Origin of the sequence: Intestinimonas massiliensis (ex Afouda et al. 2020), from assembly GCF_001244995.1 — a bacterium.
Classification (GTDB): Bacteria; Bacillota; Clostridia; order Oscillospirales; family Oscillospiraceae; genus Intestinimonas; species Intestinimonas massiliensis.
Genome location: NZ_LN869529.1, coordinates 1,148,142 through 1,163,781, shown reverse-complemented (window position 1 = coordinate 1,163,781; position 15,640 = coordinate 1,148,142). Strand labels below are relative to the sequence as shown.

Annotated in this window: 13 protein-coding genes; 11 read left to right on the top strand and 2 right to left on the bottom strand. The window is 63.9% G+C overall.

The genetic code is table 11. The annotated features are described in order from the left end of the window. Positions 1-14: 14 nt before the first annotated feature. The 4 genes from rimO (at position 15) to cysS (ending at position 4,262) form a co-directional block, all read left to right on the top strand. On the top strand, positions 15-1,334 hold the full coding sequence (rimO, locus tag BN2154_RS09530; RefSeq protein ID WP_050618570.1) for a 30S ribosomal protein S12 methylthiotransferase RimO: 1,320 nt from the start codon (positions 15-17) through the stop codon (positions 1,332-1,334). A gap of 6 nt (positions 1,335-1,340) precedes the next feature. Further along, a complete protein-coding gene (gene pgsA, locus BN2154_RS09525) occupies positions 1,341-1,868 on the top strand; it encodes a CDP-diacylglycerol--glycerol-3-phosphate 3-phosphatidyltransferase (RefSeq protein WP_050618569.1) in 528 nt (175 codons plus the stop codon). A 325-nt stretch (positions 1,869-2,193) separates the two neighbouring features. After that, a complete protein-coding gene (gene epsC, locus BN2154_RS09520; RefSeq protein ID WP_195892329.1) occupies positions 2,194-2,847 on the top strand; it encodes a serine O-acetyltransferase EpsC in 654 nt (217 codons plus the stop codon). Then, on the top strand, positions 2,844-4,262 hold the full coding sequence (gene cysS / locus BN2154_RS09515; protein WP_050618567.1) for a cysteine--tRNA ligase: 1,419 nt from the start codon (positions 2,844-2,846) through the stop codon (positions 4,260-4,262). The genes epsC and cysS overlap by 4 nt, the downstream gene beginning before the upstream one ends. Before the next feature lie 103 nt (positions 4,263-4,365). On the opposite strand, the gene BN2154_RS09510 is transcribed toward cysS, so the two are convergent. After that, entirely contained in the window at positions 4,366-5,547 is a 1,182-nt protein-coding gene (locus tag BN2154_RS09510) for a M20 family metallopeptidase (RefSeq protein WP_050618566.1), read from the bottom strand. A 99-nt stretch (positions 5,548-5,646) separates the two neighbouring features. On the opposite strand from BN2154_RS09510, the gene BN2154_RS09505 reads away from it, so the two are divergent. From BN2154_RS09505 to tsaD, 6 genes are all read left to right on the top strand, one after another. Next, positions 5,647-7,032, top strand: a complete 1,386-nt coding sequence (locus BN2154_RS09505) for an MATE family efflux transporter (RefSeq protein WP_050618565.1) — start codon at positions 5,647-5,649, stop codon at positions 7,030-7,032. 165 nt (positions 7,033-7,197) lie between these two features. Then, positions 7,198-9,855, top strand: coding sequence for a DNA polymerase I (gene polA, locus BN2154_RS09500; protein WP_050618564.1), 2,658 nt, complete (start codon positions 7,198-7,200; stop codon positions 9,853-9,855). Positions 9,856-9,858: 3 nt separating this feature from the next. Continuing rightward, entirely contained in the window at positions 9,859-10,437 is a 579-nt protein-coding gene (locus BN2154_RS09495) for a GNAT family N-acetyltransferase (RefSeq protein ID WP_050618563.1), read from the top strand. A 1-nt stretch (position 10,438) separates the two neighbouring features. Further along, positions 10,439-10,903 carry a ribosomal protein S18-alanine N-acetyltransferase gene (gene rimI, locus BN2154_RS09490; protein WP_438819136.1) on the top strand — a complete coding sequence of 155 codons (465 nt, stop codon included), beginning with the start codon at positions 10,439-10,441 and terminating at the stop codon, positions 10,901-10,903. Further along, complete coding sequence (locus BN2154_RS09485) at positions 10,887-11,477, top strand: GNAT family N-acetyltransferase (protein ID WP_050618562.1); 591 nt, start codon at positions 10,887-10,889, stop codon at positions 11,475-11,477. Before rimI ends, BN2154_RS09485 begins: the two co-directional genes overlap by 17 nt. A 39-nt stretch (positions 11,478-11,516) precedes the next feature. Continuing rightward, positions 11,517-12,527, top strand: a complete 1,011-nt coding sequence (tsaD, locus tag BN2154_RS09480) for a tRNA (adenosine(37)-N6)-threonylcarbamoyltransferase complex transferase subunit TsaD (RefSeq protein ID WP_050618561.1) — start codon at positions 11,517-11,519, stop codon at positions 12,525-12,527. A 475-nt stretch (positions 12,528-13,002) separates the two neighbouring features. Here tsaD and BN2154_RS09475 read toward each other — a convergent pair whose 3' ends face one another. Next, the gene (locus tag BN2154_RS09475) at positions 13,003-13,686 is read right to left on the bottom strand and encodes a response regulator transcription factor (protein WP_050618560.1); all 684 of its coding nucleotides are present in this window, start codon (positions 13,684-13,686) and stop codon (positions 13,003-13,005) included. 82 nt (positions 13,687-13,768) lie between these two features. On the opposite strand from BN2154_RS09475, the gene BN2154_RS09470 reads away from it, so the two are divergent. Beyond that, positions 13,769-15,514 (top strand): sensor histidine kinase, encoded by a 1,746-nt coding sequence (locus tag BN2154_RS09470; protein WP_050618559.1) that lies wholly within the window; start codon positions 13,769-13,771, stop codon positions 15,512-15,514. Positions 15,515-15,640 lie beyond the last annotated feature (126 nt).

Here is a 15,640-nt window from a genome sequence, read left to right as displayed (position 1 = left end):
GGAGTTATCGACCTTTGAAGATTGCATTTATCTCTCTGGGCTGTGATAAGAATCGGGTGAACACCGAGCAGATGATGGCCCTGTGCCAGGCGGCGGGCCACGAGGTCACCGGCGAGCCCGACGGGGCTGACGTGGCGGTCGTCAACACCTGCGGCTTCATCGACTCCGCCAAGGAGGAGGCCATCGCCACCATTCTGGAGGTGGCTCCGCTCAAAGAGACGGGGCGGCTGAAGAAGCTGCTGGTGGCGGGCTGCCTGTCCCAGCGGTATCAGGACGAGGTCTTGACCGAGCTGCCCGAGGTGGACGGCATCCTGGGCACCGGCAGCTATACCGACATTGTCTCTGCGGCCGAGGCGGCCATGGCGGGGGAGACCCCCAAGCTCTTTGGGGACATCGACCGGACGGTGGAGGATGGGGCCCGGCTGGTCTCCACGCCCTCCTATACCGCCTTCCTGAAGATTGCGGAGGGCTGCAACAATCGCTGTGCCTTCTGTGTCATCCCGTCCCTGCGGGGCCGTTACCGCAGCCGACCCATGGAGTCCCTGCTGGCGGAGGCGGGGCAACTGGCCGGCGCCGGGGTCAAGGAGCTCATCCTGGTGGCCCAGGATATCACCCGCTACGGCACCGACCTGTACGGCCGCCATGCCCTGCCCGAACTGCTGCGGGAGCTGTGCAGGCTGGACTTCCACTGGATTCGGCTGCACTATTTTTACCCGGACGAGGTCACCGACGAGCTCATCGAGGTGGTGGCCTCGGAGCGCAAGATCGTCAAGTATCTGGATATCCCGCTCCAGCACTGCAACGATGGCATCCTGAAGGCCATGAACCGCCGGGGCACCAAGGCGCAGATCGAAGCGTTGCTGAGCAAGCTCCGGGCGCGGATTCCCGGCCTGGTCATCCGCACCTCCATCATCTGCGGCCTGCCCGGCGAGGGAGAGGCGGAGTTTGAGGAACTGTGCGGCTTCCTGCGGGAAAACGCCCTGGAGCGGGCCGGCGTGTTCGCCTTCTCTCCGGAGGAGGGCTCACCTGCTGCTGATATGCCGGACCAGGTGCCAGAGGACGTGAAGCGCCACCGCGTGGAGCGGCTGGTGGATCTCCAGTCCGGCGTCATGGACGCCTGGAACGAGGCACGGCTGGGCACGGTGATGGAGGTCCTCTGCGAGGGCTTCGACCCGGATATGGGCTGCTGGGCGGGCCGGACCTATGCCGACTCGGTGGACGTGGACGGCCATGTCTACTTTACTGCCGGAGGCATGGTGCCCGCCGGGAGCTTTGTCAATGTGCGTATTACCGGCACCGCCGACGGCGATCTGACCGGAGAAATCGAGGAGTAAGGACCGATGAATACAGCCAACAAGCTGACCATGGCCAGAGTGGTGATGATTCCCATCTTCCTGGCGGTGCTCTATCTGGTTATTCCGCCCTACCACAACTACATCGCCCTGGCCATCTTTGTGCTGGCCAGCGTCACCGACTTCATTGACGGATATGTGGCCCGGCATTACGACCAGGTCACCGATTTCGGCAAGTTCATGGACCCTCTGGCCGACAAACTGCTGGTGGTATCCGCCATGCTGTGGTTCGTCCAGATCGGCCGGATGCCCGCCTGGTGCGTCCTGATCGTGGTGGCGCGGGAATTTGCCGTCACTGGGCTGCGGCTGGTGGCGGTGGACAACGGCCGGGTCATCGCGGCGGGCTGGTCGGGCAAAGTCAAGACGGCCACCACCATGGTGTGTATCTGCCTGATGCTGCTGCCCATCCCGGCGGCGGCCAATACCCTGTGCGTGGCCCTCATCGTGGCTACCACCCTCTATTCCGGCGTGGAGTATTTCGTCAAGAACCGGGATGTGCTCAACTGGAACAAGTGAGAGGGACATTCCGGCACTTGACACGAAAGCGGCGGAATGATAATATACTGAGGACATAGGAAAAACCGGCGCGGGGAACGGAAAGAGTAGCGCGGGGGTTGACCGGACAGAGAGGGAACGTCACCGGCTGAAAGCGGTCCCACGGGAGCCCCGAGCGAAGTGCATCCGGGAGCGCGGGGGCGTAATGCCCCACGGTCTGGCCCCGTTACCGGCCATTGAGCGAGAAACGAGAGTGGAACCGCGACTTTTTCAGCCGCCTCTCATGCCTGCGGGCATGGGAGGCGTTTTTCGTTTGTTCGGTTTGTATCACGTCAGGAGGAGACCCATGTTCAAACGTCTATCCGAGCTGCTGGGCGCCTATCAGCGGCGGGACCCGGCCGCCCGCTCCAAGCTGGAGATCTTTCTGCTGTACCCCGGCGTCCACGCCGTCCTCTTCCACCGGGTATCCCATTGGTTCTACCGGCATAGGCTGTTCTTCCTGGCCCGGCTGAACTCCCAGCTTGCCCGGCATCTCACCGGCATCGAGATCCACCCCGGCGCACACATCGGGCGGCGGCTGGTCATCGACCACGGGATGGGCATCGTCATCGGCGAGACCGCCGAGGTAGGGGACGACTGCCTGATCTACCACGGGGTCACCCTGGGGGGTACCGGCAAGGACCAGGGCAAGCGCCACCCCACCATTGAAAACAACGTCATGATCGCCTGCGGTGCCAAGGTGCTGGGGCCCTTCACGGTGGGGGAGGGGGCCCGGATCGCCGCCAATGCCGTGGTCCTCAGCGAGGTGCCGCCGGAGGCTACCGCGGTGGGCGTGCCCGCCCGGGTGGTCCGGGTGGCGGGCGAAAAGGTGGATTATGCCACCCAGGTGGACCAGATCCACGTCACCGACCCCGTACAAAAAGAGCTCCAGGCCATCAGCTCCCGGCTGGAATGGCTGGAAAAAATGCTGGATGACAGCGCAAAGGAGAAAAATCTATGAAACTGTATAATTCCGCCAGCCATAAAAAGGAGGACTTTGTCCCCCATGAGCCCGGCAGGGTGTCGATGTATACCTGCGGCCCCACCGTCTATCACTTCGCCCACATCGGCAATCTGCGCAGCTATATCATGGAGGATGTGCTGGAAAAATTCCTGCGTTACGACGGCTACGACGTAACGCGGGTGATGAACATCACCGACGTAGGGCACCTGTCCTCCGACGCCGACACCGGCGAGGATAAGATGCTCAAGGGGGCCCAGCGGGAGCACAAGACCGTCATGGAGATCGCCCGGTTTTATACCGAAGCCTTCTTTGACGACTGCAAAAAGCTGAACATCAAGTATCCCGACGTGGTCCAGCCCGCCACCGGCATGATCGATTCCTATATTAAGGTGATTACCAAACTGATTGACACCGGGCACGCCTATCTGGCCGGCGGCAACGTGTATTTTGACACCTCCAAGCTGAAGCACTATTATGTGTTCAACGACCATGACGAGGAGAATCTGGCCGTGGGCGTCCGGGAGGGCGTGGAGGAGGACGCCAACAAGCGCAACAAGAACGACTTCGTCCTCTGGTTCACCAAGTCCAAGTTCGAGGATCAGGCCCTCAAGTGGGACTCCCCCTGGGGCGTGGGCTATCCCGGCTGGCACATCGAGTGCTCCTGCATTTCCATGAAGTATCTGGGCGAGTATTTGGACATCCACTGCGGCGGCATCGACAACGCCTTCCCCCACCACACCAACGAGATCGCCCAGTCCGAGTCCTATCTCGGCCATCCCTGGTGCAAATACTGGATGCACGTCCACCACCTCAACACCGCCGACGGCAAGATGAGCAAGTCCAAGGGGGAATTTCTCACCGTCTCCCTGCTGGAGGAGAAGGGGTACGACCCGCTGGTCTACCGGCTGTTCTGCCTCCAGTCCCACTACCGCAAGGGACTGACCTTCTCCTGGGAAAATCTGGACAACGCCAGAACCACCTACGACAAGCTGGTGGCCCGGGTGGCTGCCCTGAAGGATGAGGGAGCGGTGGATGAAGCCGCCGCCGCGCCCTACAAGGATGCCTTCCGGGAGGCGCTCGGCAACGACCTGAACACCTCTTTGGGAATTACCCGCCTGTACGACGTGCTGAAATCCGGCCTGAACGATGCCACCAAGCGCGCCCTGGTCGCTCGCTTCGATCAGGTGCTGGGGCTGGACCTGCTGCAGAAGGCGGAGGCGCTCCGGGAGAAGGCGGCGGCTCAGGCAGCCCCCGCCGAGGGCGACGGCGAGATCGACGCCCTGGTGGCGGCCCGTACCGCCGCCAAGAAGGCCAAAAACTTTGCCGAGGCCGACGCCATTCGGGAGCAGCTCAAAGCCATGGGCGTGGAGGTCACCGACACCCCCCAGGGCCCCGTGTGGAAGCGGATGTAATGGAAACAGCAGAAGGCGCTGCCGGCCGGCAGCGCCTTCTGTTCTCTTTTTCCTCCCACCCCGGCGGGGGCGGCGGATGCAGGAACCGGTTGGAGGGCGGTCGTCACCCTTCATACCTGAGAGCCGTCAGGGCGGAGCGGGCCAGCAGGGCGGCGTCCAGGGGGAGGGCGGAGTCATTCGTGCGGAATTGGTCGCTGTGCCACCCGGCGTTTTCCCGGTCCGGGAAGCCGGAACCCAGCCAGTAGAAAAAGGAGGGGACCTCCTTGCCGTACTCGGCAAAGTCCTCCGAGCTCATTTCCGGCGCAGCTATCACCACATGCTCCGGCCCCACCAGGGCCTCCGCCGCCCGGCGGGCCAGCGCGGTCATTTCCGGTCCGTTGCAGACCAGCGGGGCCACCTCCTCGGTCTCAAAGTCCACGGTGCAGCCGTAGGCCGCCCCGATGTCCCGGGCCAGGGCCTCCACCCGCTGCTCCGCCCGGAGGCGTGTATCGTGGCGAAACACCCGGATGCTCCCCGTCATGGTCAAAAGGTCGGGGGCAAAGTTCTCCGGCGTGCCGGCGTGGATGGAGCACACGGCGCACACCAGGCAGTCGGTGGGGTCGGTGTTGCGGCTGACCACCGACTGGATGCCCTGGACAATGGCGGCGGCGGGGACGATGACGTCCACGCACCGATGGGGAGAGCCCCCGTGGCCGGTACGGCCATGGAGGGTAATGGTGAAATTGGACTTTTCCGCCATGAGGGGACCGGGGGTGACGGCGATGGTCCCGGCAGGGAGCTGGGGACGGTTATGGACCCCAAAGATCCACCGGGGCTTTTCCGGAAAGCGGGCCCAGAGGCCGTGGTCCAGCAGGAGCCGGGCTCCGCCGGTGGTCTCCTCCGAGGGCTGGAAGAGGAAGATGACGCCGCCGGGCAGCGTGTCCTGCAGCTCGGACAGCAGTACCGCCGCCCCGTAGAGCCCGGCGGTGTGGAAGTCGTGGCCGCAGGCGTGCATGACGCCGGGGTGCTCCGACACCACTGCACCCCGTTCCGGCGTGTCCTGGACGATGGCGTCGATGTCGGCCCGGAGGGCCACCAGCGGGCCGGGCCTGCCGCCCCGCAGCAGGGCCGCCGTGCCGGTGGGCACGCCCAGGTCCACCAATTCCACAGGCAGGGCGGAGAGCTTTTGCTTCAAAAGCGCGGTGGTGCGCACCTCCCGGCCGCTGAGCTCCGGATGGCGGTGCAGGTCGTCCTTGAGGGCCTTGAGGACTGGAAAAAGGGCCTGGGCCCGCAGCAGCAGATCCATTCAGAAAACGTCCTTTCTTTGCGCGCAGGATCGGGGAGAGGCTCTTGCCCCGGACCCGAAATAATAGTATAATCCCATAGTATGCTTTTTCCAGTCAGAATGCAAGGCGAGGAGGGGGTTCCAACGGCGGAACGGCAGAATGATTTTTCCAGGGGGAGCATCCCCCGCAACATCCTCATGCTGGCGGGGCCCATGACGGCGGCCCAGCTCATCAATATCCTCTACAACATCGTGGACCGGATGTATCTGGGGCGGCTGCCGGGCCACCTGGCGCTCACGGGCCTGGGGCTGTGCCTGCCCATCATCTCCATCCTCATGGGCTTTGCCAACCTGTGCGGTATGGGGGGCGCTCCCCTGTGCTCCATCTGCCGGGGCAGGGGGGAGGAGGAAGAGGCCGAGCGGGTCATGGGAAATTCCTTTACCCTCCTGCTTCTGGTAGGGACGGTGCTGACTGTGGTCATCCTGCTGTTCAAAAAGCCCATCCTCTACCTGTTTGGGGCCAGCCCCGATACCTTTCCCTATGCCGACGCCTACCTGACCATCTACGCCCTGGGCACTCTTTTTGTCATGGTGGGTCTGGGCATGAATCCGTTTATCAACGCCCAGGGCTTCGGCGAGATGGGGATGTGCACGGTGGCGCTGGGGGCGGTGGTAAACATTGTGCTGGACCCCATCTTCATTTTTGCGCTGAATCTGGGCGTCGGGGGCGCCGCTCTGGCCACCGTCCTCTCCCAGTGCTGCTCCGCCGTGTGGGTGCTGCGGTTCCTCACCGGGCGGAGGGCCCTGCTCCGCCTGAAGGCGTCCTGCCTGCGGCTAAAAGCCTCCCGGGTCAGACGGATTCTGGGCCTGGGCATGTCCGGCTTCGCCATGGCCATGACCAACAGTCTGGTGCAGATCCTGTGCAACGCCTCCCTGCAGCTTTACGGCGGGGACCTTTATGTGGGGATCATGACCATCATCAACTCGGTGCGGGAGGTCATCTCCATGCCCGTACAGGGTATCACCAACGGCTGTCAGCCGGTGCTGGGCTATAATTACGGGGCGGAGGAGTATGACCGGGTGCGGCAGGGCATCCGTTTCACGGCGGTGGTGACCATGCTCTACTCTCTGTCAGTCTGGGCCATGACGCTGGCCATCCCCGGCAGCCTGATCCGTATTTTCAACGATGAGACCGACCTGATCGCCGCCGGCATTCCGGCCTTCCGCATCTATTTTGCCGCCTTCTTCTGCATGTCCTTCCAGTTCATCGGCCAGTCTACCTTCGTGGGGCTGGGGAAGTCCAGGTTTGCGGTGTTCTTCTCCCTGCTGCGCAAGGCATTCATCGTGGCGCCCCTGACTCTTCTGCTGCCCGTGCTGGGTATGGGGGTGGACGGAGTGTTCTGGGCCGAGCCTATTTCCAATGTGGTGGGCGGGCTGGCCTGTCTGCTCACTATGTACTGCACCGTCTACCGGCCCCTGGGCAGGCTGGAGGCGTCGAAACCATAACAGCCCCCGACGCAGCCGTCTCTGCACCGGGATGCCTGGGGCAGGGGACGGGGCGGCTTTTTTGAGCCGCCCGGTTTTCCCTTGCTCTGATTGGGGAAAACTGTTATACTATATTTTGTGATTTTATGTCCGGGCGGCAAAGGCCCGGGGGCAGGAGGCCTCCCCATGAAGCTCATGGTCATCGACGGCAATTCCATCATCAACCGGGCCTTTTACGGCATTCGGATGCTCAGCACCCGGGACGGCACACCCACCAACGCCGTCTACGGCTTTCTCACCATCCTGCAAAAGCTGGTGGATGAGGAGAGGCCCGACGCCCTGTGCGTCACCTTCGATCGGAGGGGCCCCACCTTCCGGCATCTGGCCTATGAGGGCTATAAGGCCCAGCGCAAGGGGATGCCCGATGAGCTGGCCGCCCAGGTGCCCATCCTGAAGGAGGTCCTGGACGCCATGAACATCCCACGCTACGAGCTGGAGGGGTGGGAGGCCGACGATCTGATCGGCACCATCTCGGTGAGGGACGCCGCGGCGGGGTGGGACACGGTGATCGTCACCGGGGACAAGGACTCCCTGCAGCTCATCACCGGCCGCACCCGGGTGAAGCTGGTGACCACCCGCATGGGACAGACCACCACCAAAGAGATGACGCCCGCCGCCTTTCAGGAGGCCTATGGCTTCGAGCCCATCCATATGATCGACCTGAAGGCGCTGATGGGGGACGCCAGCGACAATATCCCCGGGGTGAAGGGCATCGGGGAAAAGACCGCCATGGACCTGATCCAGCGCTACCACAGCGTGGAGGCCCTCTACGCCGGTCTGGAGCAGGTAGAGGCCAAGCCGGCGGTGCTGAAAAAACTGGCCGAGGGCCGGGAGCAGGCCAGGATGTCCTATGACCTGGCGGCCATCCGCTGCGACGCCCCTCTGGACTTTGCGCCGGAGGACGCGGCCCGGAAGCCGGTGAACCGCCTTGCCCTGTACGAGCTCTTTTTGAAGCTGGAGTTCTCCAAGCTCATCGACAAAATGGGCCTGTCCGCCGGACCGGCGGGGGGCGTAGAGGAACAGCTCCAGGGTGTGGGCTCCTGTGAAAGCGAGCAGGTCACGGACCGGGCGCGCATGGAGGAGCTGCTGGCGCTGTGGCGGCAGCGGGACCACGTGGCGGTGCTGGCTACGCCCACTCTGGACGCCGTCTGCGTGGAGTGGGGAGGCGAAGGAGCGGGGAAAGCCGCCCTCTTTTTCGCGGACAAGCTGGAGGGCTACAACGACTTTCTGCGGGGCGTCTTCTCTCCGGAGATCAAAAAGGTGGTCCACGACGCCAAGACGCTGATGGAGCGGCTGCTGGCCGAGGGGCTGTCCCCGGAGGGAGTTGTATTCGACACCGCCCTGGCCGCTTATCTCCTGGCCCCCACCGACGGCAGCTATGAGCTGGAGAAGCTGTCGGTGACTTATTTCAATTTCGAGGTGCCCAAGGCCAGGGACTACCTGGCCCCCGACGCCTTTGGGCCTCTGGCCGACCCGGCGATCCCCCTGGCCGCCCTTATGAGCCATACCGCCCTCATCGAGCTGCTCTATCAGACCCTCGCGCCCCGGCTGGAGGAGCTGGGGATGCGCCGGCTGTACGACGCGGTGGAGCTCCCGCTGTGCCCGGTGCTGGCCGAGATGGAGCGGGCCGGGATGCTGGTGGACCGGAAGGCCCTCGCCGCCTTCGGGGAGATGCTGGACGGACGCATCGACGCCGACGTGAAGGAAATCTACCAGCAGGCGGGGGAGGAGTTCAACATCAACTCCACCCAGCAACTGGGCCATATCCTCTTCGACAAGCTGGGCCTGTCCCCCGTGAAAAAGACCAAAACGGGCTACTCCACCAACGCCGAGGTGCTGGAGAGGCTGAAGGGGCAGCACCCCATCCTGGACGTCATTCTGGATTACCGGCAGCTTGCCAAGCTCAAGTCCACCTACGTGGACGGGCTGACCAAGGTCATTGCACAGGACGGACGCATCCACACCTCCTTCCAGAACACGGTGACCGCCACCGGGCGGCTCTCCTCCACCGAGCCCAACCTCCAGAACATCCCCGTGCGCACCGAGCTGGGGGCCGAGCTGCGCAAGATGTTTGTGGCGCCCAAGGGCTGGAAGCTGGTGGACGCAGACTACTCCCAGATCGAGCTGCGGCTGCTGGCCCACATCTCCGACGACAAGGTGATGCAGGACGCTTTCCGGACCGGGGAGGACATCCACACCGTCACCGCCTCCCAGGTGTTCGGAGTGCCCCCCGAGGCCGTCACCCACGAGATGCGCCGCCGGGCCAAGGCAGTGAACTTTGGCATCGTCTACGGCATCTCCGACTTCTCCCTCAGCCAGGACATCGGGGTGCCCCGGTACGAGGCCAAGGAGTATATGCAGCGCTATTTTGAAAAGTACAGCGGCGTCCATCAGTATATGACGGACATCGTGGAAAAGGCCAAGGCCGACGGCTTCGTCTCCACCCTGATGGGACGCCGCCGCTGGCTGCCGGAGCTCAAGTCCTCCAACTTCAACCTGCGCTCCTTTGGCGAGCGGGTGGCCCTCAACATGCCCATCCAGGGCACGGCCGCCGACCTGATGAAGCTGGCCATGATCCGGGTGGACCGGCGGCTCCGGGCGGAAGGACTGGAGGCCCGGCTGGTGCTCCAGGTCCACGATGAGCTGATCGTGGAGTGCCCGGACGGCGAGGTGGAGCGGGTCAAAATGCTGCTGACCCAGGAGATGGAGGGCGTGGCCGACCTGTCGGTGCCGCTGAACGCCGACTCCGCCGCCGGGCAGAGCTGGGCGGAGGCAAAGGAGTAGGAGATGGAACTGCGGCCGATCACCGATTTGGAGCAGTGGTACGCCCGGGAGCTGACCGAGGCGTTCCCGCCCAACGAGCGAAAGCCCCTGGCCGACATCCGCGCCCTGCTGGAGGCGGGGCGGTATGAGGCCCTGGGGCTGTATGACGGGGCGGCGCTGCTGGGCTATGCCAACCTGTGGCGGGAGCCCGCCGTCCCCGGCTATGTGCTGCTGGATTATCTGGGCGTGACGGCCTCCCGCCGGAACGGGGGGCTGGGGAGCCTCATCCTCCGGAAGCTGGCTGGGCAATGCGCGGGGCGGTGCGGCGTGCTCACCGAGGCCGAGTGGCCGGACCCGGACAGCGGCGCGCCGGAGGAGGTCCTGCGCCGCCGCCGGGTGGGCTTTTATGTCCGAAACGGGTTTGTCCCCGTCTATGAGATGGCGGCCTGCGGGGTGCGGCTCCAGGCGCTGCTGCTGGGAGAGCCCCCGGCGCGGCTGGAGGAGCTGATGGCTGTCCACCGGGCCATCTACGGCCCCGCCCGCACCGACGTGGCGGTGCCTCTGGCCCCGGGAGAGGTTCCGCCGCCGTCTCTCTTTTTGTGAGGTGAAGGATTTGAATTACAAGCTGGTCCCCATGGACCGCTCCCACCTACCCCAGGTCTGCGCCATCGAGCGCGCCTGCTTCGCCAAGCCCTGGTCGGAGCAGATCTTTGCTGAGGAGCTGTTTCACGATACGGTCTCCCTGGTGGTGGCCGAAGGGGAGGACGGTACGGTCCTGGGCTACGGCGAGCTGGGCGTGGTGCTGGACGAGGGGTGCCTGGAGAAGATTGCGGTGGCCGATGCCTGGCGGCGCCAGGGGGTGGCGGAGGCCATCCTGTCCGCCTTTATCCGGTTTGGCCAGGCCAACCTGGCCTTTCTCACCCTGGAGGTCCGGGAGAGCAACCGGGCGGCCATCGGCCTGTACGAGAAGCTGGGCTTCCGCCCGGTGGGACGGCGCAAAAATTACTATACGGAGGTCCATGAGGACGCCATCCTCATGACATTGGAATGGAATGAACACAGAGCATAACCGATTTACCCTGAGAGAACTGGGGCTGGACGGGCTCCATCACATCTATCACGAGCACCTCAGCCACGCGTTTCCCCGGATGGAGCGCAAGCCCCTGTCCGCCATGGAGAAGCTGATGGCCGCCGGGCGCTACGAGGCGCTGGGCCTGTACGACGGGGAGGAGCTGGCGGCCTACGCCCTGCTGTGGGACGACCCGGAGGGTGGCTATGTGCTGCTGGACTACCTGGCAGTCTGCCGGGACAAGCCCAGGGGCCATGGATACGGCACCGCGGCGCTGAGACTGCTGCTGGACCGCTGCCGGGACCGGCGGGGCCTGCTGGTGGAGGCGGAGGCCGAGGAGCCTGGGGCGGAGGCGGAGGAGAACGCTTTGCGCCGCCGGCGTCTGGCGTTTTACCGCCGGGGCGGGTTTCGGGACCTGGGCTATACCGCCCGCATCTTTGGCGTCCCCTACGCCATGCTGGTCAGCGGCCAGTCCGACCAGGCGGAGGCCGCGGAGGCCCACCGGCGGCTGTACCACTACGAATTTTCGCCTTGGCTCTACCGGCGGTTCATCCACATCCCCGAGGAGGACTGAGCCGGAGACCGAGACTGTATAGAGAAAGAGGGCATTCCATTGAACATCCTGGCCTTTGAATCCTCCTGCGACGAGACCGCCGCCGCGGTGGTCCGGGACGGCAGGACCGTCCTGGCCGACGCCATCGCCTCCCAGGTGGAGATGCACACCATCTACGGCGGCGTGGTGCCAGAGATCGCCTCTCGCAAGCACGTGGAGGCCATCGCGGGCCTGACCGATCAGGCGCTGGCTCAGGCGGGACTCACCAAGAGGGACGTGGACGCCGTGGCCGTTACCTATGGCCCCGGCCTGATCGGGGCTTTGCTGGTGGGGGTCAACTTCGCCAAGGCCCTGGCCTATGGCCTGGGGGTTCCCCTGGTGCCCGTCCACCATGTGCGGGGCCATATTGCCGCCAACTATATCACCCACCCCGACCTGGAGCCCCCCTTCGTCTGCCTATGTGTCTCCGGCGGCACCACCCTCATCGTGGACGTGCGGGGTTACACCGAAATGGAGATTTTAGGGGCCACCCGGGACGACGCAGCGGGGGAGTGCTTCGACAAGGTGGCCCGGGTGCTGGGGATCGGCTACCCCGGCGGGGCCCCCATGGACCGGCTGAGCCAGGGGGGCGACGACAGACGGTACGCCTTCCCTCAGGTCCATGTCCACGACGCCCCGCTGGACATGTCCTTCTCAGGGCTCAAGACGGCCGCCATCAATCTAATCCACAACGCCCAGCAGAAGGGAGAGAAGCTGGACCTACCCGGGCTGGCGGCCTCTTTCTCAGCGGCGGTCAGCGAGATGCTGGTGCCCCGGGTCATGGCCGCCGCCCGGTCCAGGGACTACGGCAAGGTGGCGGTGGCCGGCGGCGTGGCGGCCAACTCCCGCATCCGGGCCGACCTGGAAGCCGCCTGCGCCCGGTCGGGGGACCGGCTCTATTTGCCTAGGCTGTCCCTGTGCGGAGACAACGGGGCAATGATCGGGTGCCAGGGCTATTATGAGTACCTGGCGGGCCGGCGGGCGGGGATGGATCTGAACGCCTACGCCAACCGCGACATCCAGCTCGGATAAGAGGAGACCGGCCTGTGCCGGTCTCCTTTTTTACACGGAAGAATGATTATGTTGACCGATGGCGGAGCGGTACGCCAGGGGGGTTTTCGGGATAGGGGGCTGTGGATAAAAGTGTGGAAAAGTGGAACACAACTTGGAGGCGTAAGGCGGAGAACCTGTGGAAAACCCTGTGGAAAATGTGAATAACTCTGCGTAGATATTCTTTATATAAGGAGTTATGTCTACTTTTGAGGAATAATTTGGAACGACAAATTAAGGGGCTTAGAGGGGGAAAATAAAAAAAGTGGGTGGGTTTCGGTCAATTTTGTCCGTAAAAAATGCCAGCCCGTGGGAAGCGGCAGAGAAAACTTGCGGGAAGGACGGAAGGAGCAGCCCAAAGAAAAAGCGTATTATACCATCTGTATAAGATACTTTAGATGCTTTGGGGGGCAGAAAAACCGCCCTTCCGGTCTGGGGAAGGGCGGTCCGGTGGGGGTCAGACCACAAAGCGGTAGCCCAGGCCGCGGACGGTCTGGATGTATTGGGGGTTGGACGGGTCCTCTTCAATCTTTTGGCGCAGGCGATTGACGTAGACCATGATGGCGTTTTCGTCGATGATGGCCTCGCCCCAGATCAGGTCATAGAGCATATCCTTGGAGAAGATGCGGTTGACGTTGTCGATGAAGAGCTTCATCATGGCGTTTTCTTTGGAGGACAGGAGAATCTCCCGACCATTTTTATAGAACCGCAGGGTGCTGGTGTTGTACTGGAAGGGACCGGCGGCGATGACGCTGTCCACGCCGGGCAAATGGTTGCGGCTGCGGCGGATCAGGGCCTTGACCTTGGCGCCCAGGGTGACGGGGTTGAAGGGCTTGGTCACATAGTCGTCCGCCCCGATGTCCAGGCCGTACAGGGTGTCATAGTCCTCCTTGCGGCCGCTGACGATGATGATGGGGAGCCTCAGCCCCCGGCGGCGAATGGCCTGGACCACCTGGAAGCCGTCCATGCCATGCATGTTTACGTCCAGCAGGAGCAGGTCATAGGGTTTTTGCTCCAGCAGCGCCAGAGCCTCTTCGCCGCTGGCGGCGGTGTCCGCCTCGATGCCGTTGCTGCGCACGACCTTATAGAGCATGGTGAGGACGGCCTGGTCGTCGTCTGCGATGAGCACGATGTCCGGCATAATACTCCCCCTTTACAGCATGGACCCTATCGTGTATGGTTAGTATAGACAAAAACAGGACGTTTGACAAGGGGGGTTGCCTGTGGAGCGTGTTAAAAGGAGGAAGCGGCGGTTCTTTCTGGTCCTGGGCCTGATCCTGCTGCTGATCGTCACCGGGCTGGGGATGGTCTACCGGGTGTTCGACCGATACGGGGATATCCTCCTGGCCAGCGAGGACGACCAGCTCTTCCGCCTGGCCCGGTCGGTGGACCGGAGTGTGGAGAGCTATCTGAACCGCTACGGCACCAATCTGATCTACGTCACCGAACGGCGCGGCTTCCACACGGCGGAGGAGACCTGGCGGACCACAGGGGATACCGCGGAGCTGCTCTACCGAATGGAGGAGAACGTGCTGGCCCAGGACGATCTGATCCAGGCGGTGCTGGCCCTCCAGGACGGAGTGGTGTTCCTCTCCACCGGGGGGCGCACCGACTACCGCTTTCCGCCCCAGGCGGGCCGAGAGGGGATGGTCAGCATCCGCCCGTGCATGGATGGGGACGGGGGGATCTACCTGGCCTTCGTGCGGGAGCGGGAGGAGGGGCTGGGCTATGCGGCGCTGATGGATCTGGAGGGCTTTTACCAGCGGGTGGCGGGCGACCTGACCGTCGGGACCCAGGATCGCATCATGCTGCTGGACGCGGGGGGACAAACCCTGCTCCACCGGACGATGGACGGCGTGCAGGTGGACCTGGTGGACGACCTGAAGGCGGGAGACTGCGATTTCAGCGGTCTGACCTATCTGATGGAGCACCAGGAGCAGGCCCGGGAGGGCACGGCCTTCTACGAGACCAATTACTGCCGCAGCGGGGAGACCTACATCGCCCGCATGGCGGTGCTCCCGGCCACGGAGGAGACCAACGGCTTCTTTGCGGTGGGGGTTTCGGTAAACTACGACGGGGTCATCGGCCCGCTGCATCTGGCGGCTGTCCGGCTTCTGGCCTACGGCGGCATGGTGGTGACCGGAATCGTGCTGCTGGCGGTGCTCTCCATCCGGGCCGGTCGGCGGAATGAGCGCAGCCTCCGGGAGCTGGCGGTGCTGCGGAAGAAGAACCAGGCCATGGAGGAGCTTAACCGGCAGACCCGGGAGCTGGCCCACCATCAGCGGCTGGAGACCATCGGCACCCTGACCTCCAGCATCGCGCACGAGTTCAACAACCTGCTCACCCCCATCATGGGCTACAGCATTCTGGCGCTGGAAAAGCTGCCGCCGGAGGACACGGAGCTCTACGACAGCGTGTTGGAGATTTACAACGCCTCCCGCAAGGCCAAGACCATCATCTCTCGCCTGTCTGACCTGTCCCGGAAGAACTCGGCCCTCAGCTTCCAGTATGTCTCTCCCGACGAGCTGGTCCGCCGGGTGCTGGAGGTGGCCGCTCCGGCCCAGCCGCCGGGGGTAGAGGTGGTCTTGGGGCTGGACTGCCGCCACCTGTGGCTCCACGGCAACGAGACCCAGCTCTCCCAGCTCCTGTTGAACTTGGTGCTCAACGCCTTCCAGGCCATGGAGGAGGACGGTGGGACGCTGACGGTCACCACCAGCGCTGACCAGAGCTCCATCCGCCTCCGGGTGGCCGACACCGGACCGGGCATCCCGCCGGAGGTGCTGCCCCACATTTTCGAGCCCTTCTTTACCACCAAGGAGAGCGGGAAGGGCACCGGCCTGGGGTTGGCCATTGTCCAGCAGGTGGTGGAGGAGCACCGCGGGCGCGTTGAGGTGGAGGCCGCCCCGGAGGGGGGCGCGGCGTTCACCGTGACCTTTCCCATCACGTCACGGGAGGCGGAGCCCGATTGACCAGACGCCGCGAAACCCAATGGGTTTCGCGGCGTCTTTTTTTGGGCATCTTAATAATTATTAAGGCGCCATGTATCAGACGTTAAGGTTGCAGTGTTAGACTGTGACCTGCAAGAAAACATGCAG

Coding starts and splice junctions, on each gene's coding strand:
- pgsA (WP_050618569.1), top strand. CDS start 1,341: ATGAATACAGCCAACAAGCTGACCATGGCCAGAGTGGTGATGATTCCC.
- epsC (WP_195892329.1), top strand. CDS start 2,194: ATGTTCAAACGTCTATCCGAGCTGCTGGGCGCCTATCAGCGGCGGGAC.
- cysS (WP_050618567.1), top strand. CDS start 2,844: ATGAAACTGTATAATTCCGCCAGCCATAAAAAGGAGGACTTTGTCCCC.
- BN2154_RS09510 (WP_050618566.1), bottom strand. CDS start 5,547: ATGGATCTGCTGCTGCGGGCCCAGGCCCTTTTTCCAGTCCTCAAGGCC.
- BN2154_RS09505 (WP_050618565.1), top strand. CDS start 5,647: ATGCAAGGCGAGGAGGGGGTTCCAACGGCGGAACGGCAGAATGATTTT.
- polA (WP_050618564.1), top strand. CDS start 7,198: ATGAAGCTCATGGTCATCGACGGCAATTCCATCATCAACCGGGCCTTT.
- BN2154_RS09495 (WP_050618563.1), top strand. CDS start 9,859: ATGGAACTGCGGCCGATCACCGATTTGGAGCAGTGGTACGCCCGGGAG.
- BN2154_RS09485 (WP_050618562.1), top strand. CDS start 10,887: ATGAACACAGAGCATAACCGATTTACCCTGAGAGAACTGGGGCTGGAC.
- BN2154_RS09475 (WP_050618560.1), bottom strand. CDS start 13,686: ATGCCGGACATCGTGCTCATCGCAGACGACGACCAGGCCGTCCTCACC.